23 protein-coding genes are annotated in these 25365 nt (G+C 51.6%); 9 read left to right on the top strand and 14 right to left on the bottom strand.

Going from position 1 to position 25365, the window contains the following annotated elements; all coding sequences use genetic code 11:
* Positions 1-169 precede the first annotated feature (169 nt).
* Both ACO0LI_RS00485 and ACO0LI_RS00480 read left to right on the top strand, forming a co-directional pair.
* Positions 170-718 (top strand): peroxiredoxin, encoded by a 549-nt coding sequence (locus ACO0LI_RS00485; protein WP_422949425.1) that lies wholly within the window; start codon positions 170-172, stop codon positions 716-718.
* A 78-nt stretch (positions 719-796) separates the two neighbouring features.
* Positions 797-1321 (top strand): carboxymuconolactone decarboxylase family protein, encoded by a 525-nt coding sequence (locus ACO0LI_RS00480; protein ID WP_186950911.1) that lies wholly within the window; start codon positions 797-799, stop codon positions 1319-1321.
* Between the two features lie 729 nt (positions 1322-2050).
* Here ACO0LI_RS00480 and ACO0LI_RS00475 read toward each other — a convergent pair.
* From ACO0LI_RS00475 to ACO0LI_RS00450, 6 genes are all read right to left on the bottom strand, one after another.
* A complete protein-coding gene (locus ACO0LI_RS00475; RefSeq protein WP_422949424.1) occupies positions 2051-2395 on the bottom strand; it encodes a hypothetical protein in 345 nt (114 codons plus the stop codon).
* Positions 2396-2471: 76 nt separating this feature from the next.
* Positions 2472-3263 (bottom strand): prohibitin family protein, encoded by a 792-nt coding sequence (locus ACO0LI_RS00470; protein ID WP_422949423.1) that lies wholly within the window; start codon positions 3261-3263, stop codon positions 2472-2474.
* A 116-nt stretch (positions 3264-3379) separates the two neighbouring features.
* Positions 3380-4366: an isoaspartyl peptidase/L-asparaginase family protein gene (locus ACO0LI_RS00465; protein ID WP_422949682.1), complete on the bottom strand. Its 987-nt coding sequence runs from the start codon at positions 4364-4366 to the stop codon at positions 3380-3382.
* A 1-nt stretch (position 4367) separates the two neighbouring features.
* Positions 4368-5315 carry a MurR/RpiR family transcriptional regulator gene (locus tag ACO0LI_RS00460; protein ID WP_162057801.1) on the bottom strand — a complete coding sequence of 316 codons (948 nt, stop codon included), beginning with the start codon at positions 5313-5315 and terminating at the stop codon, positions 4368-4370.
* Between the two features lie 348 nt (positions 5316-5663).
* Complete coding sequence (mnmA, locus tag ACO0LI_RS00455; protein ID WP_422949422.1) at positions 5664-6761, bottom strand: tRNA 2-thiouridine(34) synthase MnmA; 1098 nt, start codon at positions 6759-6761, stop codon at positions 5664-5666.
* The gene (locus tag ACO0LI_RS00450; RefSeq protein WP_422949421.1) at positions 6758-7249 is read right to left on the bottom strand and encodes an NUDIX hydrolase; all 492 of its coding nucleotides are present in this window, start codon (positions 7247-7249) and stop codon (positions 6758-6760) included. Before ACO0LI_RS00450 ends, mnmA begins: the two co-directional genes overlap by 4 nt.
* Positions 7250-7702: 453 nt before the next feature.
* Between ACO0LI_RS00450 and ACO0LI_RS00445 the strand changes: the two genes are divergently transcribed.
* The 4 genes from ACO0LI_RS00445 to ACO0LI_RS00430 all read left to right on the top strand — a co-directional run bounded on the left by ACO0LI_RS00445 (position 7703) and on the right by ACO0LI_RS00430 (position 11083).
* Positions 7703-8818 carry a Re/Si-specific NAD(P)(+) transhydrogenase subunit alpha gene (locus ACO0LI_RS00445; RefSeq protein ID WP_423030085.1) on the top strand — a complete coding sequence of 372 codons (1116 nt, stop codon included), beginning with the start codon at positions 7703-7705 and terminating at the stop codon, positions 8816-8818.
* A 59-nt stretch (positions 8819-8877) separates the two neighbouring features.
* On the top strand, positions 8878-9243 hold the full coding sequence (gene panD / locus ACO0LI_RS00440) for an aspartate 1-decarboxylase (RefSeq protein WP_110255112.1): 366 nt from the start codon (positions 8878-8880) through the stop codon (positions 9241-9243).
* An 83-nt stretch (positions 9244-9326) separates the two neighbouring features.
* A complete protein-coding gene (locus ACO0LI_RS00435; protein ID WP_162040008.1) occupies positions 9327-9650 on the top strand; it encodes an NAD(P) transhydrogenase subunit alpha in 324 nt (107 codons plus the stop codon).
* The gene (locus ACO0LI_RS00430) at positions 9650-11083 is read left to right on the top strand and encodes an NAD(P)(+) transhydrogenase (Re/Si-specific) subunit beta (protein WP_422949419.1); all 1434 of its coding nucleotides are present in this window, start codon (positions 9650-9652) and stop codon (positions 11081-11083) included. Before ACO0LI_RS00435 ends, ACO0LI_RS00430 begins: the two co-directional genes overlap by 1 nt.
* A gap of 77 nt (positions 11084-11160) precedes the next feature.
* Here the strand turns inward: ACO0LI_RS00430 and ACO0LI_RS00425 are convergent, their stop codons facing one another.
* From ACO0LI_RS00425 to ACO0LI_RS00405, 5 genes are all read right to left on the bottom strand, one after another.
* A complete protein-coding gene (locus tag ACO0LI_RS00425; protein ID WP_422949418.1) occupies positions 11161-14298 on the bottom strand; it encodes an efflux RND transporter permease subunit in 3138 nt (1045 codons plus the stop codon).
* A 20-nt stretch (positions 14299-14318) separates the two neighbouring features.
* Positions 14319-15848, bottom strand: a complete 1530-nt coding sequence (locus tag ACO0LI_RS00420) for an efflux RND transporter periplasmic adaptor subunit (RefSeq protein ID WP_423030083.1) — start codon at positions 15846-15848, stop codon at positions 14319-14321.
* Positions 15849-15856: 8 nt separating this feature from the next.
* A complete protein-coding gene (locus tag ACO0LI_RS00415) occupies positions 15857-17137 on the bottom strand; it encodes a TolC family protein (RefSeq protein WP_423030081.1) in 1281 nt (426 codons plus the stop codon).
* A gap of 146 nt (positions 17138-17283) precedes the next feature.
* The gene (locus ACO0LI_RS00410) at positions 17284-17652 is read right to left on the bottom strand and encodes a hypothetical protein (protein ID WP_423030079.1); all 369 of its coding nucleotides are present in this window, start codon (positions 17650-17652) and stop codon (positions 17284-17286) included.
* Between the two features lie 33 nt (positions 17653-17685).
* Positions 17686-19989, bottom strand: coding sequence for a heavy metal translocating P-type ATPase (locus ACO0LI_RS00405; protein ID WP_423030077.1), 2304 nt, complete (start codon positions 19987-19989; stop codon positions 17686-17688).
* 90 nt (positions 19990-20079) lie between these two features.
* On the opposite strand from ACO0LI_RS00405, the gene cadR reads away from it, so the two are divergent.
* Complete coding sequence (gene cadR, locus ACO0LI_RS00400; protein ID WP_423030075.1) at positions 20080-20526, top strand: Cd(II)/Pb(II)-responsive transcriptional regulator; 447 nt, start codon at positions 20080-20082, stop codon at positions 20524-20526.
* A 36-nt stretch (positions 20527-20562) separates the two neighbouring features.
* Positions 20563-21630 (top strand): DMT family transporter, encoded by a 1068-nt coding sequence (locus ACO0LI_RS00395; RefSeq protein ID WP_423030073.1) that lies wholly within the window; start codon positions 20563-20565, stop codon positions 21628-21630.
* A 21-nt stretch (positions 21631-21651) separates the two neighbouring features.
* Here the strand turns inward: ACO0LI_RS00395 and rocF are convergent, their stop codons facing one another.
* Positions 21652-22563: an arginase gene (gene rocF, locus ACO0LI_RS00390; RefSeq protein ID WP_422949411.1), complete on the bottom strand. Its 912-nt coding sequence runs from the start codon at positions 22561-22563 to the stop codon at positions 21652-21654.
* Between the two features lie 34 nt (positions 22564-22597).
* Positions 22598-23677, bottom strand: coding sequence for an ornithine cyclodeaminase (locus tag ACO0LI_RS00385; protein ID WP_422949410.1), 1080 nt, complete (start codon positions 23675-23677; stop codon positions 22598-22600).
* A 370-nt stretch (positions 23678-24047) separates the two neighbouring features.
* On the opposite strand from ACO0LI_RS00385, the gene ACO0LI_RS00380 reads away from it, so the two are divergent.
* A complete protein-coding gene (locus ACO0LI_RS00380) occupies positions 24048-24503 on the top strand; it encodes an Lrp/AsnC family transcriptional regulator (RefSeq protein ID WP_423030071.1) in 456 nt (151 codons plus the stop codon).
* 15 nt (positions 24504-24518) lie between these two features.
* On the opposite strand, the gene ACO0LI_RS00375 is transcribed toward ACO0LI_RS00380, so the two are convergent.
* Positions 24519-25343 (bottom strand): response regulator, encoded by an 825-nt coding sequence (locus tag ACO0LI_RS00375; protein WP_423030069.1) that lies wholly within the window; start codon positions 25341-25343, stop codon positions 24519-24521.
* Positions 25344-25365 lie beyond the last annotated feature (22 nt).

The raw sequence follows: 25365 nt of genomic DNA, 5'->3' as shown, positions 1-25365 counted from the left end.
ACCTTATCTCCTCATTGCATACACGCAGCCTGCTCATTGGTATATTCAGGACAAGGTTTTAGCTAATTGCATAGTAGTTAAAATCTATTGGATATTTAAAATTCATAGTGATATGCTTCTTTCCGTTGTGGACATATTGTTCACCTTGTTACGTCATCAGGAGAATTTAATGAAAACTGTAGGTCAAAAACTCGACGCATTCAAAGTTCCAGCAGCCAAGCCAGGCTTCAATCATCATGAAGAAAATGGCGTCTCCGCATTTGAAGACATCACTGAAGCTTCTTTCCCAGGCAAATGGAAAATCATTTATTTCTACCCAAAAGATTTTACTTTCGTTTGCCCAACTGAAATCGTTGAATTTGCCAAACTGACTAGCGACTTCGCAGACCGCGATGCTATTTTGTTGGGTGGTTCTACCGATAACGAATTCTGCAAACTGGCATGGCGCCGTGAACACAAAGACCTGGACAAACTGAACCACTATGCGTTCGGCGATGCAACAGGCTCTTTGGTTGATATGCTGGGTGTACGTGATGTTAACGCCGGCGTTGCACTGCGCGCGACTTTCATCGTTGATCCTGACAATGTCATTCAGCACGTTTCTGTCAACAACCTTAATGTTGGCCGTAACCCGACAGAAATCCTGCGTATTCTGGATGGTCTGCAAACAGACGAACTGTGCCCATGCAACCGTACAGTAGGCGGCGCAACTCTGTAATTTAGAGAGTGCATGCTGTAGATGTAAAATAAACCCGCTACGGCGGGTTTTAAAACCACTTTTTGATAGGTAAATACTATGGAATTCTTGAATTTAATTAAAAGTCGTATCCCTGATTACGCCAAGGATATCCGTCTGAACATCGATGGCACGATCGCCCGCTCCAGCCTGGAAGGCAATGACGCGGTAGGCGTGGCACTGGCAGCAGCCTTCGCAGCGAAAAGCACAGTGATCATTGAAGCCATCAAATCCAGTGGCGCAATCACGCCAGAAGAAATCAATGCAGCGCTGACAGCAGCGGCTTTGATGGGCATGAATAATGTCTGGTACCCGTATGTAGAAATGGCAGACGATGCAGACCTGAAAACCCAGGCCGCCCAGTTGCGCATGAATGCCTATGCAACCAATGGCGGTGTTGATAAACGCCGTTTCGAGATGTATGCCTTGTCGGCTTCCATCATCGGTAAATGCCATTTCTGCGTGAAATCGCATTTTGAGTTGTTGAAGAAGGAAGGTATGTCGGCAACGCAGTTACGGGATGTCGGTCGTATTGCTGCTGTTGTGAATGCGGCGGCGCAGGTTATTTCTGCTGAGACTGTGTAATTAGTTTTAAGTGGCTTGCGGTTGGTGGCTCTTGTGTTTTGGCCGCTTCTCCTTCAAGGAGATTTGCGGGAATTCGCAAAGCGCAGCTTTGTGCCACGAATCGCTAAGTTGCTTGCAAGCGGTGCGGTGGAGAAGCTTGGGATGAGGATGGGGTTCTGTCGATCAGCAGCAATAATAATTCAAAGTGCAATCTCAGATTCGTCGCTCCTGCGCAGGTAGGAGGCTACCGGGCTGGCGCTCCAGCGGCGTTCGTTGCATTGCCGTATTTCATGTAGGTTGGGCCGGGCCTCGCTAGGCTACGCTTTATCAGCCCAACACTGGGCTTATCATGCACGTATTCGTCACTATAAAAGCTGGAGGCCACCGAACCAGCGCTCCCGTGTTTTTCGTTGCATTGCCGTACTATGATTAAAGCGATTGCCCTCCGTAGAACCAGGCCGGGTCTCGGCCCGGCGGCCGAAATACTTTCTTTGCGTCGCCAAAGAACGTATTCAAAGAAAGGCGACCCAGGCGTCGTCGCCCCTGCGGGGTTCCCGATTGTGCAGTACAAAAAATGGGAAGATCCGAAACTCGCCTGCGGCTCAGACAGCGGCTCTTCTATTTCCATTTTCTGTACTGCACAATCGGCGTCGACACATGGGAACTGCGGAAAATCAAAAGCAGCGTCAAAAGCTGCGTCAAACCCAATAACAACCCAGTTTCCCCGCACTTCAAATTACTACAATCTCCCTACCGCGACTTCCTCTTAAAAATCCCGAGCACCACAACCAGCAATAAAACCGGCAATAAAAACGGCGAAAATATCATCAAAAACAAGCCACCTATCAGCACCGCAAAACCCACCAGCAAGAACGATACCCCCGCAATCACCAGCCCTGCCATGATCATGGCAAAGACGATGGCGACCAGTGCAACAGCGATGCCGCCGATTGAAAAGCCATTGTCAGAAAAAATATCAAAATCATCCGGACTCCAGTCCAGGTTTAAATCGATGGGACTGTCCATGACATACCAGATGACCAGCAAGAGTATGCAAAACGCGGTGAAGCGGGCGGATGATTTTTGGTCTGACATGGCTGGCTTGTTCCTCGCTGATTTCTAAATATTTACCGACTTATTTAACGACTTATTTTGCAACTTATTTGCCAGCTCATTTTCCAACATTAATGAATGGGATTGCTCCACCTGTGGTGGTTGGCAAATGGCCATCCCATTTTTCTATGGCCTTGGCCTGGTTCTCGGTTTCACGCAGGCGTAGCAGTTCTGGTGTGACTTGCTGTCTTTGCAGGGAAAGTGCTTCTGCTTCAGCCCGGGCGCGGGATATTTTTTGTTTGGCTTCGACTTCTATCCTTTGCAGGTCACGCTCGGCTTTCATCTTCAATTGATCGGCGGTGGTCTTGGCTTCAATCGCTTCATTGAAGGTGCGGCTGAAGTTGAAGTTGACGATGGAAAACTCATCGACCACCAGGCCATGTCTTGCCATGCGTTCTTTCAGGGCCAGGATGATTTCATCACGCACTTGTGAGCGGCGTGAGATCAGTTCTTCTGCTGTGAAACGGGCAGTTACTGCCTTGACTGCTTCCTGCACACTGGGGATGATGATACGTTCACCAGGTTCATTACCAAGATCGCGGAAAACCGAGACCACTGCATCTGGCCTGACGTGATAGTTGATCGCAATCTTGGTGTGAACGGTTTGCAAATCCTTGGAAGCAGCATCGCCATCACCTTCGCCTTTCTGTATGGCGACAGAGACTTTTTGCATTTTTTGGGCAATAGGCCATACCCAATGTATGCCTTCACTGTAAACCTCATCCGAAGGTTTGCCAAATGTTGTCAGCACACCGCGATGACCAGCGGGGATAGTAGCGAAGGGATTGAGGATGAACAGGACCAGCAAGGTGATCAGGCCGACCGCAAACTTGGGAAGAAAATTACGCATGATTTTTTGAACTCAAGGAATGAAAACACCCGCAGTATAGGTGTTTTTTACATAAGTATTCCCGGTAATCGGAGGGCAAAACTACCGCTTATTTTACGTCCTGTTTTTACGTACTGTTAGTTTGTATAAATTGCCGCAAACGCTGCTTCGCCCACGCGTTGATAAGCGCGGTACATGCCTTCGGTATTGAAGGGCAGGACGATATTGCCAAGTTTGTCTATGCCTATGATGCCACCCTGGCCTTCATACAGGGGCAGTTTGTCCATGACGACATTATTGGCAGCCTGTTCCAGGCTCAGCCCAAGGTATTGCATTTGCGCAGCAATATCATGCAATGCCAGGCTGCGCATGAAGGCTTCCCCCGTGCCCGTTGCAGACAGGGCAGCGGTCTGGTTGTCGGCATAACAGCCGGCACCCAGCATGGGCGTATCACCGACGCGGCCAGGCAGTTTGTTGGTCATGCCACCTGTCGAAGTGGCTGCAGCCAGGTTGCCGTGTACATCCAGCGCAACGGCACCTACCGTGCCAAATTTTTTATCGGGATCAAGTGGCGCGGGTTCTGAAGCCGATTTGGATGACGTACTCAGCAAATTTGCTGCATCGTGATCCAGCAGCACACCAGATTCTTGCCGGGCGCGTTGCAATTGCGCGTAGCGTTCTTCGGTATAAAAGTAAGCATGATCTTCGAATTGCAGGCCATGCTGGCGCAAGAATTCTTCTGCGCCTTTGCCTACCATCAAGACATGCGGGCTGTGCTCCATGACGGCTCTGGCAGCGCGAACGGGATTGCGCACATGCTGTATGCAAGCCACGGCACCTGCACGGCGGGTTTTGCCATCCATGATGGCGGCGTCCATTTCCATGGTGCCGGCATTGGTAAATACTACGCCTTTGCCTGCGTTGAAAAGCGGACAATCTTCCAGCAGGCTGACAGCCAGGCTCACAGCATCCAGCGCGCTGCCACCTTGTGCCAATACCTCATTACCCGCAGTGACGACAGAGCGTAATGCATCCAGATAGCGCGCTTCCTGTTCTGCAGTCAGGCTGCTGCGCAGAATCGTGCCAGCACCACCGTGTATGGCGATAGCAGCAGGTGCGGCCATCTTATGCTGGCCTGTCCATGTCGATGATTTTGCTGGCCGCCGCCGCATGCTGCTTGCGGGTCGTGGCATTCGGTTCCTGATACAACCATGGCAGCATGAACTTGGTCATTTCAGATGCAGCATGTACCGGGGCTTTGGCCTGGTGGGCGACGGCACTGCAAATCGCTTCTATCAGGCACAGCGCTGCGCCCTCGGAATTGGGAGAGAAGTTGCGGCGGGTTTGCGCATACAGGGTGATGTTCGCCAGTGAGGCCAATGGTGAACTTGGTGCATCCGTCAATGCCAGGATGGGCACGCCTTTCTCGCGCAACTGCTGCAGGATAGTGACCACATCTTCTGCATAGCGCGGGAAAGAAATGCCGATGACGAGATCGCGCTCTGTGTATTTGAACAACTGCCGCGCGACATTCGATGGCCCGCCCGAGCCCAGAGTTGATTGCACGGTATTACAGAACGGGTCCAGGCTATGCGCCATCAGGCCAGCCAGGAAGGCGCTCGCCCCATAGCCGACGATGTAAATTCTTTCGGCATTCAGGATCTGGCGCACGGCATGGTTGCACAAATCAGGAGCCAGGCCGCGGCGGGTAGCTTCCAGATTCGCCATGTCTTCATTGAGTGAGCTGGAGATAATTTCTGTGCTGGTGGCAGGGCGCTGGATTTCGCTGCGCAGATTATCGATAGGTGCCAGCATGGCTTCAAAGCCATATACCAGTTCAGCACGGAATTGCGGATAACCTTCAAAGCCCAGCGCCCTGGCAAAGCGATTTGCCGTGGCCACCGAGATGCCGACGGCATTTGCCAACTCATCGATAGACATGGTGGCTGATCGAAATACATTCGACAGCACATAATCGGCTGCTTTTCTGTGCGCTTTTGACAAGTTCATATAGACCTTGCCTATGCGCGCATTAACAGTACCACCCAGGGATTGCGTATCAGGACGATTCATATCGACTGGCTTTTCCGGTGAAATAGAAATGTAAATATAATTTCATCGATTTAAATTGTAAAGAAATGAATCGTGTCAAATCGATGAATGTCTCTCTCCGTACATATTTTGGATAATTTGGTCTATTTAGGAGATTTGTCAGGATAAACAAAATACATCAAATTTTGTTCTGAATTTACCTGAATTTACGCAAGCTAATGGTGGTGTAATTGAAAAGATTGCAGTCACTTCATAACATGAATTGAAACTATTCAGTTATTTACCAAACGGTAAAAAAATGCCCACAGGCATGTGGGCATTCAGTCTTTTGGCGATCGCAAAGTAGCGATTGCTTAATAGCAAAATGGCTTAGCGGCTGGCAAGATCAATGATTCCGCCACCCAGGCAAACATCGCCATCATACAAAACTGCAGACTGCCCAGGCGTGACTGCCCATTGTGCTTGAGGGAAGTCCAGTTGAAAACGCTCACTGTCACCGCTGAAATGGCAAGCCACATCAGGCTGGCGGTAACGGGTCTTGGCAGACAGCTCACCGGCTTGCGGTGCTTCGCCCGCCACCCAGCTGACTTGCCCGGCTTCCAGACCAGCAGACAATAGCCACGGATGATCATGGCCCTGCACTGCGTACAGGGTATTGGCTTCCACATCTTTTTTCGCCACATACCATGCATCACTGCTGCCATCGGCGTTCTGATGCGATTTGATGCCGCCTATGCCTATGCCTTTGCGCTGACCCAGAGTATAAAAACTCAGGCCCACATGCTGACCTATGATTTCACCTTCAGGTGTCTGGATATTGCCTGGTTTATACGACAGGTAGCGGTTCAGGAATTCGCGGAAAGGGCGTTCACCGATAAAGCAGATGCCAGTCGAGTCTTTTTTCTTCGCATTCGGTAATTGCAATTGCTCAGCGATCTTGCGCACTTCAGTCTTCTGGATTTCACCAAGTGGGAACAGGGTATTTGCCAGTTGCTTCTGGTTCAGCCTGTGCAGGAAGTAGCTCTGGTCCTTGCTGGCATCCATGGCTTTCATCAACTGGAACTGGCCATTCATTTCACGCACGCGGGCATAGTGGCCAGTGGCGATGTAATCGGCACCCAGCTTCATGGCATGGTCAAGAAAGGCCTTGAACTTGATTTCGGCATTGCACAGCACATCCGGGTTAGGTGTGCGGCCAGCCTGGTATTCACGCAGGAACTCGGCAAAGACACGGTCCTTGTATTCGCTGGCAAAATTGACGGCTTCAATATCAACGCCAACGACGTCGGCAACGCTGACGGCATCTATCCAGTCTTCACGGGTAGAGCAGTATTCTGAATCGTCGTCATCTTCCCAGTTTTTCATGTACAGGCCGATGACTTCATAGCCTTGCTCTTTCAGCAGCCATGCCGAGACGGAAGAATCCACTCCACCAGACATGCCTATCACTACTTTTTTCTTGCTCATTTTTGCGGTTCCAAGTTTCCAAGTACGCTTGGATGGGTAAACAACAGGGACAGCGGCGCGCGCCTGCCCTGCAAATAATCATCTATGCATTGCATCACCAGAGGGCTGCGATGCCTGTCCTGCGCCGCCACGATCTCCTCGTAACTCATCCACACGGTGCGCAAGATGCCGTCGTCGAGGGCGCGGTCATGTACTTGACCCAGTTCGCCGGTAAACGCAAAGCGCAGATAAGTGACTTCTTCACCAGTCTTGGGTGAAATGAAGCGCGACAGGTAAGTACCTGTCAATGCGGTCGGTGTGAAGTCGTGCGCAGTTTCTTCCAGGGTTTCGCGGATGACGGCCTGGATCAGGCTTTCATCAGGGTCCAGATGCCCGGCGGGCTGGTTGATGCGTACACCATCAGGTGTTTCTTCTTCAATCAAGAAAAACTGTTGGTCGCGCTCAATAATTGCGGCTACAGTGACGGATGGTTTCCAAATGGCAGACATGGCTTCTCTCAGTAAGTCCGACATTTTACTTTGCCGTCAAATTTTGTGTGGCAAACCAGCAAATTTGAAAGCGAATTAGCTAATGCGTAATTTATCTATGCCTGCTTATTTTTAGGCTTTCAACGTATTTTGATTTTGCACCAAACTTGTACAGTTTTTGATTTTAGTGTCAAGTGACTGTTTTTAAAGGAAATAATTTAGTTTTATAGATGTCCGTAAGGCTTCATCAGCATGATTCTTTAAAGAAATTTGCAGAAAACACAAAAAAGTGAACGGTTGTGCTAAAAAACATTTTGCGTGTAATATCGTTGTCGAATATCAAATGTAAGATTCGGGTAAGAAAACTAGTGACCCGCATCAGCAAAAAAATAATGGAACGGTCAGAGCTTGCCCTTGGCCTTTTCAGCACGAAATTGATACACCAATATTCACACTAAAAAAGGGAGCAAATCTATGAAAATCGGCATACCCGCCGAGTCACGGCCGGGGGAGACGCGTGTAGCGGCAACCCCAGAAACCATCAAGAAATATGTCGCCGCCAAACACCAGGTGATCGTGCAGTCTGGTGCAGGCGTAGCGTCCAGTATTACTGACGAGGCCTACCAGGCTGCCGGTGCGGAAATTGCTACTGCTGCCGATGCACTGGGCGCTGAACTGGTCTTGAAAGTACGTGCCCCCAATGCAGAAGAACGTGCCCTGATGAAGTCAGGCACGGTGCTGGTTGGCATGCTCAATCCTTTTGACGCAGACAATATTGCGGCCATGGCCACACACGGCCTGTCCGCATTTGCACTCGAAGCTGCACCGCGCATTACCCGTGCGCAGTCGCTCGACGTCTTGTCTTCACAAGCCAATATCGCCGGTTACAAGGCTGTCATGCTGGCCGCCAATACCTACCAGCGCTTCATGCCCATGCTGATGACGGCGGCGGGCACGGTCAAGGCCGCACGCGTGTTGATCATGGGCGTAGGTGTAGCCGGTCTGCAAGCGATTGCCACAGCCAAGCGTCTTGGTGCAGTGATTGAAGCGTCGGATGTACGCCCGCCCGTCAAGGAACAGGTTGAATCCCTGGGCGCAAAGTTTATCGACGTGCCCTATGAAACAGATGAAGAACGCGAGATCGCCAAAGGCGTAGGCGGCTATGCCCGCCCCATGCCAGCAGCGTGGATGGAAAGACAGGCCGCTCTCGTGCATGAACGTGCCAAGCAGGCCGACATCATCATCACCACGGCCCTGATCCCTGGCCGCAAGGCACCTATCCTGATTTCGGAAGAGACAGTAAAAGCCATGAAGCCGGGCTCAGTCATCGTCGATATGGCGGTGGAGCAGGGCGGCAATTGCCCCTTGTCTGAACTCAACAAGACCGTCACCAAATACGGCGTACACATCATCGGCGAGCCTAACCTGGCAACCCTGGTGGCGGCTGATGCCTCGGCCCTGTATGCACGTAATGTGCTGGACTTTTTGAAGCTCATCATCGACAAGGATGCTGCGCTGGCGATTAACCGTGAAGATGAAATCGTCGCTGCCACCCTGGTTTGCTCAGGTGGTGAAGTCCTGAAGAAATAGAATAAAAAGTTTTAAGGTTTTAAAGTTTTTAGCAATCAGTATCAGAAAGTAGAAAGACCATGCAAAGAAATATGCTCCGCGCCAAAATTCATCGCGCAACTGTAACCCAGTGTGACCTGCACTACGAAGGATCGTGCGGTATAGATGAAGATCTGCTCGACGCTGCCAACATCATCGAAAACGAACAGATAGAGCTGTATAACGTCAACAACGGTGAACGCTTTTCCACCTATGCCATCAAGGGCAAACGTGGTAGCGGTGAAATTTCACTCAATGGCGCTGCAGCCCGCCGCGTACAACTGGGCGATTTGATGATTATCTGTACCTATGCGCCGATGACAGAAGAAGAAGCAAAAGCGTATAAACCGAATGTCGTTTTCGTGAATGGCAAGAATCAGATCACCAGTATCAAAGAGTATAAATAACCCAGGCAGGGCAGGCAGTTTGTAAAGCTCTGCTTGCTCATGTCTCGATTTGCATGTCTCAATCCAATTAAAGAGAGGACATCATGGAAGTTAGTCATACCCTTACCAATCTCATCATCTTCGTGCTGGCAATTTATGTCGGTTACCATGTGGTGTGGACAGTAACACCAGCCCTGCACACGCCTTTGATGGCGGTGACCAATGCCATTTCTGCCATCATCATCGTCGGTGCCATGCTGGCCGCCGGTCTGACCGAAGGTCTGCTGGCCCAGGTCATGGGCACAGCAGCCGTGGCACTGGCGGCAGTGAATGTTTTCGGTGGTTTTCTGGTTACCCAGAGGATGCTGGAAATGTTCAAGAAAAAAGAGCCCAAGGCCATTGCCCATGCTGACAAGGAGGGCAAATAATGAGCATGAATCTGGTAACGATGCTGTATCTGATCGCATCCGTTTGCTTTATCCAGGCCCTCAAAGGTTTGTCCCATCCTTCCACTGCCCGTCGTGGTAACAGCTTTGGCATGATAGGTATGGCAATCGCAGTCGCGACCACCATCGCCCTCATCGTAAAGCTGAAAAACGAAAGCGCCGGTGCAGGTCTGGGCTATGGCCTGGTTGCCATTGGCGTTATCGTTGGTGGCGGCATAGGTGCAACGCTGGCCAAACGCGTAGAGATGACCAAGATGCCGGAACTGGTCGCAGCGATGCACTCATTGATCGGCCTGGCAGCGGTGTGTATCGCCGTGGCAGTTGTGTCTGAACCATGGGTATTCAATATCGTCGCAAGAGACCAGCCTATACCTTTCGGTAACCGTCTGGAGTTGTTTATCGGTACTTTTGTCGGTGCGATTACTTTCTCTGGTTCTGTCATCGCCTTTGGTAAATTGTCGGGCAAGTACAAGTTCCGTCTGTTCCAGGGCGCGCCCGTCAGCTTCAGCGGCCAGCACCAGTTGAACCTGGTATTGGCAATTGCCATGTTCGGTTGCGGTATTGCCTTCTGCGTCACGCAAAGCTGGATACCTTTCATCATCATGACGGCTTTGGCCTTCGTGCTGGGTGTACTCATCATCATCCCTATCGGTGGTGCTGACATGCCGGTGGTGGTGTCTATGCTGAACAGCTATTCTGGCTGGGCTGCTGCAGGTATCGGCTTTTCGCTGAATAACTCCATGCTCATCATTGCCGGTTCGCTGGTGGGTTCTTCTGGTGCCATCCTGTCTTACATCATGTGCAAGGCGATGAATCGCTCTTTCTTCAACGTGCTTTTGGGTGGTTTTGGTGGCGAAGCGGTTACTGCTGCTACAGGCGGCCAGGCACAACGTAACGTCAAGTCAGGTTCTGCTGATGACGTGGCTTTCCTGCTCGGTAATGCAGAAACTGTCATTATCGTTCCTGGTTATGGCCTGGCAGTTGCCCGTGCCCAGCATGCCCTGAAAGAACTGACAGAAAAACTGACGCACAAGGGTATTACGGTCAAGTACGCAATTCACCCTGTGGCAGGGCGCATGCCGGGTCACATGAATGTCTTGCTGGCAGAAGCTGAAGTGCCTTATGACCAGGTGTTCGAGATGGAAGACATCAACAACGAATTTGCTCAGGCAGATGTGGTGCTGGTATTGGGTGCAAATGACGTGGTTAATCCTGCGGCAAAAGATCCTAAATCTCCTATCGCTGGCATGCCTATCCTGGAAGCCTACAAAGCCAAGACCGTTATCGTCAACAAGCGCTCCATGGCTTCTGGCTATGCAGGTCTGGACAATGAACTGTTCTACATGGATAAAACCATGATGGTGTTTGGCGATGCCAAGAAAGTCATTGAAGATATGGTGAAGGCTGTTGAGTAATTAGCTGAACCAAGCTGAGTTGTATAAAAAATGCCCGGGAGCGATATTCGCTTCCGGGCATTTTGTTTTAACCTGGATTACGGTTTATCTGTCTTGCGATGGCTCAGTTGATACAGCAAAGGCAGCACCAGCAAGGTCAGCAGGGTTGATGAGAGTATGCCGCCTATCACCACCGTCGCCAGTGGCCGCTGCACTTCAGCTCCTGTACCTGTCGCCAGCGCCATCGGGATAAAGCCCAGCGAGGCTACCAGTGCCGTCATCAACACCGGGCGCAGGCGTGTCAATGCACCTTGCTGGATGGCCTTGTCCAATGCCATGCCTTCTTCACGCAGGCTGCGTATATAGGCAATCATCACCAGGCCGTTCAGTACCGCAACGCCAGACAGGGCGATAAAGCCTACGCCGGCTGAAATCGATAGCGGTATATCACGCAACCACAGGGCGACGATGCCGCCTGTCAGGGCAAATGGCACGCCTGTAAATACCAGCAGGCCATCCCGGATATTGCCAAACATGGCAAACAACAACATGAACACCATTAGCAAGGCAGCAGGTACAACAATTTGCAGGCGTTGTGATGCCGACTGCAATTGCTCGAACGTGCCGCCCCAGGTAGTCCAGTAAGCCGTTGGGACTTTGACTTTCTGTGCCAGCTGTTCCTGCGCTTCCTTCACAAAAGAACCGATGTCGCGGCCACGTACATTGGCGGTGACGACGACGCGGCGCTTGCCATCTTCACGGCTGATCTGGTTTGGGCCGGGTGCCATGTCTATGCTTGCCAGGTCCGCCAGGGTAATGAAACTGGCTGCTCCATTTTGTGCATTTGATACATTCGGCAAACGTATAGGCAGACGCTTGATGGCGTCGATATCGCTGCGCACATTTTCTGGCAAACGCACGACGATATCGAAACGGCGGTCACCCTGGAACAGGGTGCCAGATTCCTTGCCACCTATCGCTGAGGAAATCACGTCCTGCACATCGCTGATATTCAAGCCCAGCCTGGCCGCTTTTTCACGGTTGATGTTGATGCTCAACATCGGCAGGCCGGTGGTTTGCTCTAGCTTGACATCGGCAGCACCGGGGATTTTTTCCAGCACTCTGGCAATCTGCTCGCCGGTGCGGTTCATGATATCCATGTCGTCACCAAACACCTTGATCGCGACGTCGCTGCGCACACCTGAGATCAGTTCATTGAAGCGCATTTGTATGGGCTGGGTAAATTCATAATTATTACCTGGCACTTTTTCGACTGCTTCCTGTATGGCCGCTACCAGATCATCCTTGCTGCGCTTGGGGTCTGGCCATTGCGCTTGTGGCTTGAGCATGATGAAGGTGTCAGCCACATTTGGCGGCATGGGGTCTGTCGCTATTTCTGCCGTACCCAGCTTGCCAAAGACTTTATCGACTTCAGGGAAAGTGCGTATCACATGCTCCAGTTCTATCTGCATTTGCAAAGCCTGGCTCAGGCTGGTGCCGGGTATACGCATGGCATGCAGGGCGATATCGCCTTCATTCAGGCTGGGGACAAATTCACTGCCCATGCGGCTGGCCAGCAAGCCACTCAAGGCTAGTACCACCACAACGATGCTCAAGACCAGCGCCTTGCTTTGCAGGGCAAAGTCCAGCATGGGTTGATAGAGTTGTTTGGCCCACAGCATCAAACGGTTTTCTTTTTCGCTAACGTGTTCACCGATGAACAGGGCAACAGCCGCAGGGATGAAAGTCATCGACAAGACCATTGCTGCAATCAAGGCAGCAACCACGGTAAATGCCATGGGGTGGAACATCTTGCCTTCGACGCCGGTCAGCGCAAAGATAGGCAGGTAAACCACCATGATGATCAACTGGCCAAACAGCAAGGGGCGGCGGGCTTCTCTGGCAGCAGCGAAAACTTCCTGCAGGCGTTCACTGCGGTTCAGCGTGCGTCCGGCAGCCGCTTGTGCATGAGCCAGCCTGCGCACGCAATTCTCGACGATGACCACTGCACCATCGATGATGATGCCAAAATCCAGCGCACCCAGGCTCATGAGATTGGCACTGACCTTATTGCCGACCATGCCGGTAAACGTGAACAGCATCGCCAGCGGTATCACCATGGCGGTGATGATGGCTGCACGTATATTCCCCAAAAACAAAAAGAGGATGGCAATCACCAGTACTGCACCTTCCAGCAGGTTTTTCTTTACCGTATTGATGGCCTTATCGACCAGCACGGTGCGGTCATATACCGTGCTGGCAACAATGCCGGGCGGCAGGCTGCGGTTAATTTCAGCCAGTTTTTTTGCCACATCCTGCGATACCTTGCGGCTGTTTTCACCGATTAGCATGAACACCGTTCCGAGCACGACTTCACGGCCATTTTCTGTCGCAGCACCAGTACGCAATTCACGGCCTATGCTGACTTCGGCGATATCGCTGATACGCACAGGAATATTTTTTTGGGTATTTACGACGACATTGCGTATGTCATCCATGGACGCCAGTTGCCCCGGTGCTCTGACGAGGTATTGTTCGCCACGTCTTTCTATGTAGCCAGCGCCGACATTGCCGTTATTTTTTTCCAGTGCGGTGACGACATCTTGCCAGCTCAGGCCATGTGCCACCAGTTTTTCTGGCGATGGTGCAACCAGGAATTCCTTGGCATAACCACCTATGGTATTGATCTCAGTCACGCCTGCAACATTGCGCAGTTGTGGTTTGACTATCCAGTCCTGTATTTCACGCAGGTCGGTGGCCGTGTAGGGCTGGCCGTCAGCCTTGAGTGCACCTTCCTTGCTCTCGACTGTCCACATGACGATCTCGCCCAGGCCGGTGGAGATAGGCCCCATGCCGGGTTCTATGCCTGCTGGCAGCTTGCCCTTGGCTTCCTGTATGCGTTCATTGACGAGTTGGCGGGCAAAGTAAATATCGGTGCCATCCTTGAATATGATAGTCACTTGCGACAAACCATAGCGTGACAGTGAACGCGTCTGTTGCAGGTTAGGCAGGCCTGCCATCACGGTTTCTATGGGAAAGCTGATGCGTTGCTCAGCCTCCAGTGGTGAGTAGCCAGGGGCCGTGGTATTGACCTGTACCTGGACATTGGTGATGTCCGGTACGGCATCAATCGGCAGGCGCTGGTAACTGAAAATGCCCAGTGCTGCCAGCGCCAGCGTTGCCATGATGACCAGCCAGCGCTGCGCTATCGAAAATTGTATGATTTTTTCAAACATGATGTATTTTCCTCATGCTCTCAGTGTTCATGACTGGCGGCAGCTTTGCCCAACTCAGCCTTGATCAGGAAACTGTTCTTCGCGACATAGGCTGTCCCTGCCTGCAAGCCCTTGCGTATTTCTGTGTACTTGCCATCACTGCGGCCCAGTTCCACCGGCCTGGCTTCCAGTTGATCGCCATAGCTGGCAAACACCGTGGCTTGTTCATCAATGATTTGTATGGCTTCATTGACTATCGCAACCGGTACTTCCACTTCGGCCGACAACAGGGCCACATTCACGGTCAGGCCTGGATACCATGCACCTTTGGTATTGGGCAGCAGCAAGCGTGCTTTGGCCGTGCGGGTTTGTTCGCCCATGACGGCACCTACGTAGCTGAGCTTGCCTTCTGCCGTTGCGTCAAAAGCGTTGGCGCTGACTTTGGCGCTCTGGCCTGTCCTGACATTGTTGAGATCCTTGGCAGGTATCGCGATTTCTACCCAGACACTGCTGAGGTCCGCTACCGTAAAGATGGCAGCATCATCCTTGAGTGACTGGCCTATGCTGATATGCTTTTCGGTCACTGTGCCTGCGATAGGTGAACGGATTTCATAGTGGTTCAGATTACCCTTTGTAGCCATACCTGCACCCAGGGACGCCAGTTTTTGCTGCGCATTTTGCAGGGTGATGTCGGCTTCCTGCATGGCATTGCGGGCATGCAGATAATCCTGTTCGGCTGAGATTTTTTCTTCCCAGAGTTTTTTCTCGCGCTCAAAATTACTGCGTGCCAGTGCATGGCGTTTTTGTGTTGCCAGCACTTCGGTGCGCAAATCGACCAGGGCCTGGCTGGATATCACTGCCAGTAGCTGACCCTTGCTGACCTTGTCACCGGCATTCACTGCCACGCTTTCCACCACACCTGCGAGGCGCGGCACGATTTGCAGCATGCGGTCTTCGTTCAATCGTACTTCACCCAGTAAATTCAGATTGCTTTGCAGTTTCACTGCGCCTGCTATTTCTGTCTCCACGCCATTTTGCTTGCGCTTCAAGGCATTCATGCTGACGCGGCCCTCTATCTGTTCATAATTGAACTGATAGCTCTTGCCCGCATGCTGCGCTGTGATACTGGCTTTGAAGGAATGCGGTTCTTCGACAATGGCATCGCTTTTCAGATAATTTTTCTCTGTGCTGAACTTAAAGTTTTGTACTGCTCCACCCAGACGCTCCAGATTGATGCTGACGTTATTGGTGACAGGTGGCAACGGCTTGCCATCCTGGTAGGCATACAGGCGAAATTCCGGTGCCGTGTTTTGCTCGAAGATAGTTACTTCCAGCGCATAGCCATCCTTGCTGAACAGCTTGCCGCCATGCGGGCCTTTGGCGGCAGCCTCGGCTTCACTGGCTTCGTCATGATGTTCTTTGTCGGCATGTTCAGCCTGTTCTGCATGGCTGCCATGTTCATCATTCTTTTTCGATTTTCCTGTGCTCAGTATCAGTGCAGCCAATATTGCGCCTATGAGGATGACGATGATGACTGGCGCGGCAGTTTTTATATTGATATTCAGTTTCATACAAAATCCTAAAATGTAGAGATGGCGGTGAACAGGCTGAATTCACTGTCCCCTATGTAAGCCTCGATATCCGCCGCAGCACGCTGGGCTTCTGACAGGCTGCGCAAGTATTTCGCCCTGGCTTGCAGTAATGAACGCTGGGCATCCAGCACATCCATGAAATTGAATTTGCCGTATTCAAAGCCCTTGATGGCGAGCTCATATGCCTGCTGCGCTCCGGGCAGCATGTCTTTCTTCAACATCTCGGCTTCGTCCCTGGCCAGGCTCAGGCGCTGATGGGCTTGCAGCACTTCACCATGCAGGCGGTTTTCAGTGGCTGTCAATTCATCCCTGGCCTTGTCTGCGCGGCTCAGGGCTTCCTGCAAATTGCCCTGGTTACGGTCAAACAGGTTCAGCGGGATGCTGATGCCGACGATGGCCTGGTTACGGCCAGTTTGCTGTTCACGCTTGTTGCCTATGCTTAAAGTCAGGTCCGGTACTTGCCTGCTTTTTTCCAGCGCTGATATGGCCAGTCGCTTGTCGACTTCCAATTGGGCGCGTTGCATCAATGGTGAGCGTGCCAGAGCTTGCGTCAGTTTTTGCAAGTCGGGCAAGGCGGGCAGGGTATGGAATTCAGCCTGCAGTTGCAGCTCGGCAGCCAGCTTGCTGCCCATGGCTGTTGCCAGACTTTGCCTGGCTATCAGCAAGTCGCTATTGGCTTGTGCAAGTTCCACACGCACCCCAGATTCGGCAGTGCCTGCCCGGGTGGCTTCCAGTGGCGGGATTTTGCCGAGACTGACCTGACGGCCGGCAGCATGGCTGGCACGCTGTGCCAGTTCCAGCGACACTGTTGCCAAACGCTGGCGCTCCTGTGCGATCAGCACGGCAAAAAACTGCGTGGTGACTGCTGCCCTGATCTCGGCTGATTTGATCGCCAGTTCATTCAAGGCAGCGCTGCGACTACGCTCTCCGACGCTGATGCGTGCGCCGCGTTTGCCGCCCAGTTCCAGAGGCTGATTGATTTGTATGGTGGTGCTGCGACTGTCTTGCCTGGCATCTTCCATGAGGACAGACAGTTCCGGATTGGGCATGACACCTGCCTGGCGCAATGCGCCTTCACTGGCTTGCACTTCACGCCTGGCAGCAGCGATGTCGGGGTTGTTGGCAAGCGCCTGTGCTAATGCTGCAGGCAGGGTCATTAGGCCTGCGCTGGTCGAGGGCAATGAGTTTTGTGCCTGTGCTGATGCCGGAAACGGCATGGGGCACAGTAGTACAGCCACTACAGCGAGTGGCAAGAATAATTTTTGCATGGCATTCTCCTGAAGAAACGAAAAGGAAGAATCCAGCAAGTAGCTGTCAAGTTTCTAGCTTTGGAAATGCCTTATACGGCACGCAAGAAAATACGTGACGAAACACAAAAGCAAAGAAATAAATATAGACAGATGCCTCGCCGGACTTAGGCGAAAGCCATCCATTTGGGACGTTCAGGTTGCGCCAGAAAAGGCGCGGGAGTCTGCAGCGATGCTGCAGTGAGTTGATAAGTGATCAGCGTCGATTCTGTCAGCGGCAGCTTGGACGAATAAGCACCCAGCGGGCTATGCGCGCAAGATGCACAATCCGGGTGGGAGTTTGCTTTTTTTGCGGCTGACTTGTCTGCTGACTTATCAGCATGGTTTTCACCATCTTTGGCATCATGCTCATGCGGGTGATGACCAAAGTGTTGCGAAGTCTTGTCCGTCTCATGCATGCAATACGCACTCGCCACCGACCAGCTTAGCTGGAGAGTGAAAGCGACGATGATCATGAGGATGAACTTTTTAAGCATGGTGCGAATTATAAACCCTAAAGCGCATTGTCATTATTTTAGACGACGGACTAATCGCAAACCATTGAAGATGACCAGCAGGCTCGCACCCATATCAGCAAATACCGCCATCCACAAAGTCGCCACGCCCATGACTGCCATCACCAGAAAGGCCAGCTTGATACCCAGTGCTAGCGCGATATTTTGTTTCAGTATCGCCGCAGTGCGCTGACTCAAGCGGATGAATTGCGGGATCTTGCGCAAGTCATCATCCATCAGGGCAACGTCTGCAGTTTCCAGCGCCGTATCCGTACCTGCTGCACCCATGGCAAAACCTATGCTGGATTTGGCCAGTGCGGGCGCATCATTGATGCCATCGCCAACCATGCCTACCGTGCCGTGACTGGCCAACTCATCATTGATGGCGGCCAGTTTGTCTTCCGGCAGCAGATTGCCACGTGCATCATCAATGCCCACATTTTTTGCGATGGCTTTTGCCGTCATTTCATTATCGCCAGTCAGCATGACAGTGCGTATGCCCAGCGCATGTAATTCTGCAATTGCCTGGCGGCTGCTTTCACGCACAGTGTCTGCCACGGCTATCACTGCCAAGGCCTTTTCTTCGTCAGCAATGATGACGGCTGTTTTGCCTTCGGCTTCCAGCGCGAACAGTGATGCTTCAGTAGAGGGGCTGCAAATCTTGAGTTCTTCTATCAAACGATGATTGCCGAGGTAATACCATTTGCCCGCTATCTGGCCTTTGACACCACGGCCTGCAATCGCCTCAAAGTTAGTGACTTCCAATGCGCTACTGCCTTGAGTTGTCGAATAGGCAGTCACCGCGCCTGATACCGGATGATCAGAGCGGCCTGCCAGGCTGGCGGCCAGTTGCAATGCCGTGGCCTGGTTACCGTCAAGCAGTTTGACATCAGTGACAACAGGTTTGCCCTGAGTGATGGTGCCGGTTTTATCCAGCGCCAATGACTTCAGCTTACGACCTTCTTCCAGATACACGCCACCCTTGATAAGTATGCCCGCCCTGGCCGCTGCCGCCAGCCCGCTGACTACAGTGACCGGGGTAGAGACCACCAGAGCACATGGGCAGGCAATCACCAGCAAGACCAGCGCCTTGTACACCCACACCATCCAGGGCAGGCCCAGCAGCAGAGGAGGGATGAGCATGACGCCGAGTGCCAGTACAAACACGATGGGTGTATATACCTTGGCAAAGCTATCGACAAAGCGTTGTGTCGGTGCGCGGCTGCCTTGCGCTTCTTCAACAGCATGGATAATGCGCGACAGAGTGGAGTCAGTTTGCGCAGCAGTCACGCGGTATTCAAAAGAGCCGGTTTCATTGATGGTGCCAGCAAACAGCTTGTCACCAACTGTCTTGGCAACCGGTATGCTCTCGCCCGTGATAGGTGCCTGGTTGACTGAGGATTGGCCCTTGCTGAGTTCACCATCCAGTGGGATGCGTTCACCCGGAGCAACCCTTACCGTAGCGCCTATGGCGATAGTTTTGGCCGCAACATCCTGCCAGCTACCATCTGCCTGCAAGACGCTGGCAGTTTCTGGCGTCATTGCCATCAGGCCGAGTATGGCATTGCGGGCGCGGTCCAGCGACATCGCTTCTATGGCTTCCGACAGGCTGAACAAGACCATGACCATGGCCGCCTCTGGCCATTGCCCTATGATCAGCGCACCAGTGACGGCGATTGTCATCAGGGCATTGATGTTGAGGTTCAGGTTCTTCAGTGCTATCCAGCCTTTTTTATAGGTGCTGGTGCCGCTCAGCAGTATCGCCAGGGCAGACAAGAGCATGACGGGCCAGGCTTTTTCTGTGCCGCTGACGTAGGCATAGGTTTCGGCGAGTACCGCAGCTACACCCGCGGCTCCCAGCAACCACCATTTTTGTGCAGGGTTTGCTGGCGGTATTGCGGCTGCATCTTCATTGTTTTTGCCATCTTCGCTTAACAGCACGGCCTGCATGCCGATAGATGTCAGCATGGCCTGTATCTTTGCCTGGTCTTCCAGCGTATGGCTGACCGTCAGTTTGCGCTGCATGAGATTGAAATCAAGCTGGGCTATGCCGGGCATGGGGCTCAGCTTATTGCGTATCAAGCCTTCTTCTGTCGGGCAATCCATGTTTTCTATGGAATACACCACGGTCGATGTACCGGCAGGCGTTGCTATGGGCTTGTCGTTGAGCTGCACCGCCTTGACTTCTCCGTGGTCGCAACAGCTATGCGCATGCTTGGGCGCTGGTTCATGTTTGTGTTCATCACCATGTTCATGAGTGTGTCCATGGCTATGTCCATGGCCGTGCCCTGAATGATCGTGTTGATGTTGATGCGCCATGCTGACTCCGGAAAAGAGGTATAGTGAGCATTAGACACCCTGTAGCAGGTATAGAGTCAAGCACTAGATTTAAATGATGGAGGCACACAAATGGAATTGAAAATTGGTGAATTGGCAAAACGCTCCGGTTGCCTGGTAGAAACCATACGCTACTATGAAAAAGAGGGCTTGTTGCCGCAGGCCAGCCGTTCACAGGGCAATTTTCGCCTGTATGGCGAAATGCATGCAGAGCGCCTGCAATTCATACGGCATTGCCGCTCTCTGGATATGACGCTGGATGAAATACGCCAGCTATTGCAGTTCCGCGATGCGCCCGAAGATAATTGTTCAGAAGTAAATGCCTTGCTAGACAAGCATATAGAGCATGTTGCTCATCGCATCAGGGAGTTGAAAGGACTGGAGTTGCAGTTAAAATCCTTGCGCCAATTATGCACCAGTGCACAGGCAATTAAAGATTGCGGTATCTTGCAGAATCTGGGAACGGCGGAAGAACATCCTGTGCGTAATCTGGGTAGCCACGGTAGTGGTTGTCATTGATAGCGATTTTGATATTTGCCAGATTAAAAAAATTGTATGAAAAGCCATTTGATACACAAAGGTGTTGTTTACGCATTGCTGGCAGCTGCCCTGTTTGGCATCAGCACGCCATTCGCCAAAACTATGGTGACGGATATTGCCCCGGTCATGCTGGCGGGTATCTTGTATCTGGGTAGTGGCCTGGGTTTGCTGTTGATTTTTATTTTACGCGCCGCCATTTTTCATCACAGGCAGGATCAATTTTTGCCACTCACCCGGCCAGATTTGCCCTGGCTTGCTGCTGCCATTCTTACCGGCGGTATAGCAGGACCAGTATTACTGATGGTGGGCTTGACGCTGACGCCAGCTTCCACGACGTCGCTATTGCTGAATATGGAAGGCGTGTTGACAGCAATGCTGGCCTGGTTTGTTTTCAAAGAAAATTTTGACCGGCGCATCTTTCTGGGCATGTTATTGATCGTGGTGGCAGGTGTACTTTTATCCTGGGAACAAGTGCCAGTATTGGGTGTGCCCTGGGGTGCTATAGCAATCATGGCAGCTTGCCTGTGCTGGGCGATTGATAATAATCTGACCCGCAAGGTGGCGGCCAGCGATGCCTTGCAAATTGCCGGTCTCAAGGGTTTGGTTGCCGGTACTGTCAATCTCAGCATTGCCTTGTTATACGGATACAAACTGCCGCACGGTTATACCTTGTTGTCGGTTGGCATGATCGGGTTTTCTGGTTATGGTCTTAGCCTGGTGATGTTTGTATTGGCGCTGCGGCATTTGGGGGCGGCACGCACCGGGGCGTATTTTTCGTCGGCACCCTTTGTCGGCACAGCCATGTCTTTACTCTTGTTGAGCGAACAGCCCGGCAGCATGTTCTGGCTGGCAGCTGTTTTGATGGGGGCGGGTATTTGGCTGCATCTGAGCGAAAACCATGAACACGAACATGATCACGAAGCTTTGCAGCATACGCATGAGCATACGCATGACCTGCACCACCAGCATGAACATGATACTGGCTGGGATGGCACCGAACCGCATGTACATAAGCACCATCACCATCCAATAAGGCACAAACATCCGCATTATCCGGATATGCATCATCAGCACGTACACTAATGATGCATATTCTTTCTGGTATTACATCCTGACCAGCGTCGATTTGCCAAACAGGCTTTCGATCAAATCAACTGCCAGCACCGCAGTCTGGTTGCGTACATCGAGGGCAGGGTTCAGTTCTACTACATCCAGCGATGCCATTAAGCCAGTGTCGGCAATCATTTCCATGCACAGCTGTGCTTCACGGTAGCTGGGGCCGCCTAGCACTGCCGTACCTACGCCAGGGGCGATGCCGGGGTCTAGGCAGTCCAGGTCAAAGCTCACATGCAGATGGGTATTGCTGTCCAGATTCGCCAGCACGGAAGACATGACATTGCGCATGCCATATTCATCGATGTAACGCATGTCGAAAACCTGCATGCCCATTTCATGAATGAACTTGCGCTCACCATCATCGACGCTGCGTATGCCTATCAGGCGTATGTCAGTCGGTTGTATGGCTGGCGTCTGGCCGCTATAGTTGATCAATTCCTTTGGACCATGACCCATGAGGCAGGCGACAGGCATGCCATGGATATTGCCAGTAGGGCTGATGGTCGACAGATTGCTGTCGGCATGCGCATCAAACCACAGGACGCGCAGTTTCTTGCCAACGCGGCGGCAGTGAGCTGCCACCGCGCTGATGGAACCTATCGCGAGACAATGATCACCACCGAGCATCATGGGCATGTGGCCATCCTGCAAGGCCTTATCGACGGCGTCATACACGGCCTGGTTCCAGTCTATCGCCTCTTTCAGGTGGCGCAGGCCATTTACTGGTTGTTCCCAGGGATTGGCCGGACCATGCAAATTGCCATGGTCGATAACTTTCAAGCCGCGTGCCGTCAAAGCCTCGTTCAGGCCCGCCACACGTAATGCGTCGGGCCCCATGCCCGCGCCTCTGACGCTTGCGCCTACATCGGTAGGCGCTCCAATTAAGGAAATGGTTTTCATTCGTTTCTAGTGTAATGCCCTGTCAGGATAGACTTCAGGCGTTTATTGGTACTGCACAATCTGTATTGCTACGGGCAGGGCTGGCAACATTGCTGCTTGTTGCTGCCATTCCCATACCAAACAGGTCTTTCGGGTTCATCATTTCAGGGATCAGATCCAGCACCGGTGAATTGGCTTGCATGACATATTTTTCAAGATAACGCATGGCAGAAAAATCTTCCAGCGCAAAACCGACAGAATCAAATACTGTGACTTGCTCAGCATGGCTGCGGCCTGTGGCATTACCTGCCAGGATAGTCCACAGCTCAGTCACTTTGAAGTCTGCCGGCATTTGCTGCAATTCACCTTCTATGCGGGATTGCGGTTCATATTCCACCACCACATGGGCATTATTCAAAATATCTGCATGCAATTCTGTCTTGCCTGGGCAATCGCCACCTACGCCATTGATGTGCATGCCGGGTTCTATCATGTCCGGCGTCAGTATGATGGCATTGGTTTTGTCTGCTGTCACCGTGGTTACGATGTCCGCGCCCTTGACTGCCTCGGCAGTGGAACTGGCACGTATGACACGTAATTCGGGATACATACGCAAATTATGAATTAATTTGTCGGTTGCTGCAGGGTCTATGTCATAGACACGCAACTCTTTGATGCCCAGCATGGCATGAAAAGCCACTGCCTGGAACTCACTTTGCGCACCATTGCCTATCAGGGCCATGACGCGGCTGTCTGGCCTGGCCATGTAAGTCGCTGCCAGAGCAGAGGTGGCGGCAGTGCGTATCGCGGTTGTCAGCGTCAGTTCTGACAGCAGGCGAGGGTAACCAGTATTTACATCTGCCAGCACGCCAAATGCAGTAACCGTCAGTAAACCAGCCTGGGTGTTTTTTGGGTGGCCATTGACGTATTTGAATGAGTATTGGCTACCGTCAGAGATAGGCATCAGCTCTATAACGCCCACGTCTGAATGATTCGCCACACGTGCCGATTTGTCGAATGACTGCCAGCGCAAATAATCCTCCTTGATCATGCCAGCCAGACGCGCAATGGCATCTTCCAGTCTGGTCTTCTTCAAGTGGTTTTGTAATTCTTTTGTGCCGATGAAGGTCACCATGATGTTCTCCGTGTTTACCGTATTTACAGTATTTATATGTAGGGACTTGCGGGAACACATTTCAGAGGCTATTGCGAAATCACCCTGGTTTTCCTGATGTTGCGAGACTTCCATTCACTCCTTCAAAGAAGAGTGAGGTTTTTGAAAATCCACCAGACCCATTTCGCATCAGGCTCTTGCGCACCTGTTGTGCTATGTATTCTGTTTACCATTGTAGCCAGCCGGGAAAAGAAATAGATTGCTAAATAAGATGTAAATTTCATGTAAATAGAAATTAAGTTTCATATATTAATAATTAGTGTGTTTTAATTTCTCATTTAATGAAAATGACAAAATATCCTGAAAATCAGGGTACAGCCGGGGGATGAATATGGATGTGTATGACCGCAGTATCTTGCGACATTTGCAACAAGATGGACGCATGAGCAATTTAAGCCTGGCAGAACGGATACATCTGTCGGCACCACAAACCCTGCGCAGGGTCAGGACACTGGAAGAAAAAGGCGTGATACGCGCCTATGTAGCGCAGGTTGCGCCTGAGGCATTGGGGCTCGGTGTCATGGCATTTGTGAGCCTGTCGCTGGACCGTGAACAGTTTCGCAATGTGCGTGAAGTAGAGCGGCAGTTGAAGGCTTTTCCTGAAATCATAGAATGCCACACCATTTCCGGTGACTTTGATTACATCCTTAAAGTAGTGGCCAGCGATTTGAAAAGCCTGTCACAATTCCTGACTGATACCCTGATGCAGGTGCCTGGTGTCGCCTCGCTGCGGTCGATGATCTGTATGGAAGAAATCAAACCTGTCAGCGGGCTGCCGATAGATTGATGAATTTGAACTTGTTTATCTTTGCTTGCGCAGATTGCGATAACGTTCTGCCCTGCTGGCGATAGTTGAAATCAGTTTTTCCGGGTCTATGGGTTTACCGAGAAAATCGTCTGCCCCGGTTTCTATGGCGGTCATTTCCTTTTGTATTTCTGTCGATAGAAAGACGATGGGGATGTCAATGTAGCGATTGTTTTGCCGGATGATCTGCGCCATTTCCAGGCCATTGCAGACGGGCATGTTCAAGTCCGTCAGCACCAGTTCAGGCTTGAATTTTTTCAGTGACTCCAGAATTTCACTGGGATCATTGATGGCTTTCACATGCATGCCAGCGCTGCTGAGTATGGCATCGTAATAACTGGCCAGCAATTCATCGTCATCTACCACGAGTATGCGATAAGCCAGCACTTCATTCCTGGCGATTTTTTCATCTATCTTGGCGCTTAATGCCTCCACGTCGAGAGGCTTAAGAAAGTAGCCCGCTGCACCTTCCCTGACAGCCGCGAGGCGTTGGGTAAAATCGTCCATCTCTGAAATATAAATGATGGGGAAGTTGCTGATGACACGGTTGGCAATTTTCTTGCGGGTCGCCATTCCGGCAGGGCTATCCACATCTACGACCAAGGCCTGCGGCATCCTGACCATGATGGCGGATTGTAATTCATTGGCTTCATCAAAGCAGATGACTTCATGATGATACAGTTCCAGCGTAGCGGCCAATTGCTGGCCTGCATCAGCATCTGAAAAATACAGATATACCAGGCTGCGATAGTCTGCTTGATTCAGCTCTTCAAAGCTTTCTTCTTCATTGATTTTTTCTGACTCAGGGAGGTCATTATTCATGATATTGGCAACTTAAATTCCG

Origin of the sequence: Undibacterium sp. Tian12W (assembly GCF_049339405.1) — a bacterium.
GTDB lineage: Bacteria > Pseudomonadota > Gammaproteobacteria > Burkholderiales > Burkholderiaceae_D > Undibacterium.
Note: the sequence above shows the minus strand (reverse complement) of the source record. Positions and strands in the feature narration are given on the sequence as shown.

Bases quoted from the DNA above. Each gene is read 5' to 3' on its own strand.
- ACO0LI_RS00385 (WP_422949410.1), bottom strand. From the start codon at position 23,677: ATGGTGACCTTCATCGGCACAAAAGAATTACAAAACCACTTGAAGAAG.
- ACO0LI_RS00395 (WP_423030073.1), top strand. From the start codon at position 20,563: ATGAAAAGCCATTTGATACACAAAGGTGTTGTTTACGCATTGCTGGCA.
- ACO0LI_RS00425 (WP_422949418.1), bottom strand. From the start codon at position 14,298: ATGTTTGAAAAAATCATACAATTTTCGATAGCGCAGCGCTGGCTGGTC.
- ACO0LI_RS00415 (WP_423030081.1), bottom strand. From the start codon at position 17,137: ATGCAAAAATTATTCTTGCCACTCGCTGTAGTGGCTGTACTACTGTGC.
- ACO0LI_RS00380 (WP_423030071.1), top strand. From the start codon at position 24,048: ATGGATGTGTATGACCGCAGTATCTTGCGACATTTGCAACAAGATGGA.
- ACO0LI_RS00480 (WP_186950911.1), top strand. From the start codon at position 797: ATGGAATTCTTGAATTTAATTAAAAGTCGTATCCCTGATTACGCCAAG.
- ACO0LI_RS00485 (WP_422949425.1), top strand. From the start codon at position 170: ATGAAAACTGTAGGTCAAAAACTCGACGCATTCAAAGTTCCAGCAGCC.
- mnmA (WP_422949422.1), bottom strand. From the start codon at position 6,761: ATGAGCAAGAAAAAAGTAGTGATAGGCATGTCTGGTGGAGTGGATTCT.
- ACO0LI_RS00430 (WP_422949419.1), top strand. From the start codon at position 9,650: ATGAGCATGAATCTGGTAACGATGCTGTATCTGATCGCATCCGTTTGC.
- ACO0LI_RS00435 (WP_162040008.1), top strand. From the start codon at position 9,327: ATGGAAGTTAGTCATACCCTTACCAATCTCATCATCTTCGTGCTGGCA.
- cadR (WP_423030075.1), top strand. From the start codon at position 20,080: ATGGAATTGAAAATTGGTGAATTGGCAAAACGCTCCGGTTGCCTGGTA.
- ACO0LI_RS00410 (WP_423030079.1), bottom strand. From the start codon at position 17,652: ATGCTTAAAAAGTTCATCCTCATGATCATCGTCGCTTTCACTCTCCAG.
- rocF (WP_422949411.1), bottom strand. From the start codon at position 22,563: ATGAAAACCATTTCCTTAATTGGAGCGCCTACCGATGTAGGCGCAAGC.
- ACO0LI_RS00450 (WP_422949421.1), bottom strand. From the start codon at position 7,249: ATGTCTGCCATTTGGAAACCATCCGTCACTGTAGCCGCAATTATTGAG.
- ACO0LI_RS00445 (WP_423030085.1), top strand. From the start codon at position 7,703: ATGAAAATCGGCATACCCGCCGAGTCACGGCCGGGGGAGACGCGTGTA.
- ACO0LI_RS00405 (WP_423030077.1), bottom strand. From the start codon at position 19,989: ATGGCGCATCAACATCAACACGATCATTCAGGGCACGGCCATGGACAT.
- ACO0LI_RS00465 (WP_422949682.1), bottom strand. From the start codon at position 4,366: ATGGCCGCACCTGCTGCTATCGCCATACACGGTGGTGCTGGCACGATT.
- ACO0LI_RS00420 (WP_423030083.1), bottom strand. From the start codon at position 15,848: ATGAAACTGAATATCAATATAAAAACTGCCGCGCCAGTCATCATCGTC.
- ACO0LI_RS00470 (WP_422949423.1), bottom strand. From the start codon at position 3,263: ATGCGTAATTTTCTTCCCAAGTTTGCGGTCGGCCTGATCACCTTGCTG.
- panD (WP_110255112.1), top strand. From the start codon at position 8,878: ATGCAAAGAAATATGCTCCGCGCCAAAATTCATCGCGCAACTGTAACC.
- ACO0LI_RS00375 (WP_423030069.1), bottom strand. From the start codon at position 25,343: ATGAATAATGACCTCCCTGAGTCAGAAAAAATCAATGAAGAAGAAAGC.
- ACO0LI_RS00460 (WP_162057801.1), bottom strand. From the start codon at position 5,315: ATGAATCGTCCTGATACGCAATCCCTGGGTGGTACTGTTAATGCGCGC.
- ACO0LI_RS00475 (WP_422949424.1), bottom strand. From the start codon at position 2,395: ATGTCAGACCAAAAATCATCCGCCCGCTTCACCGCGTTTTGCATACTC.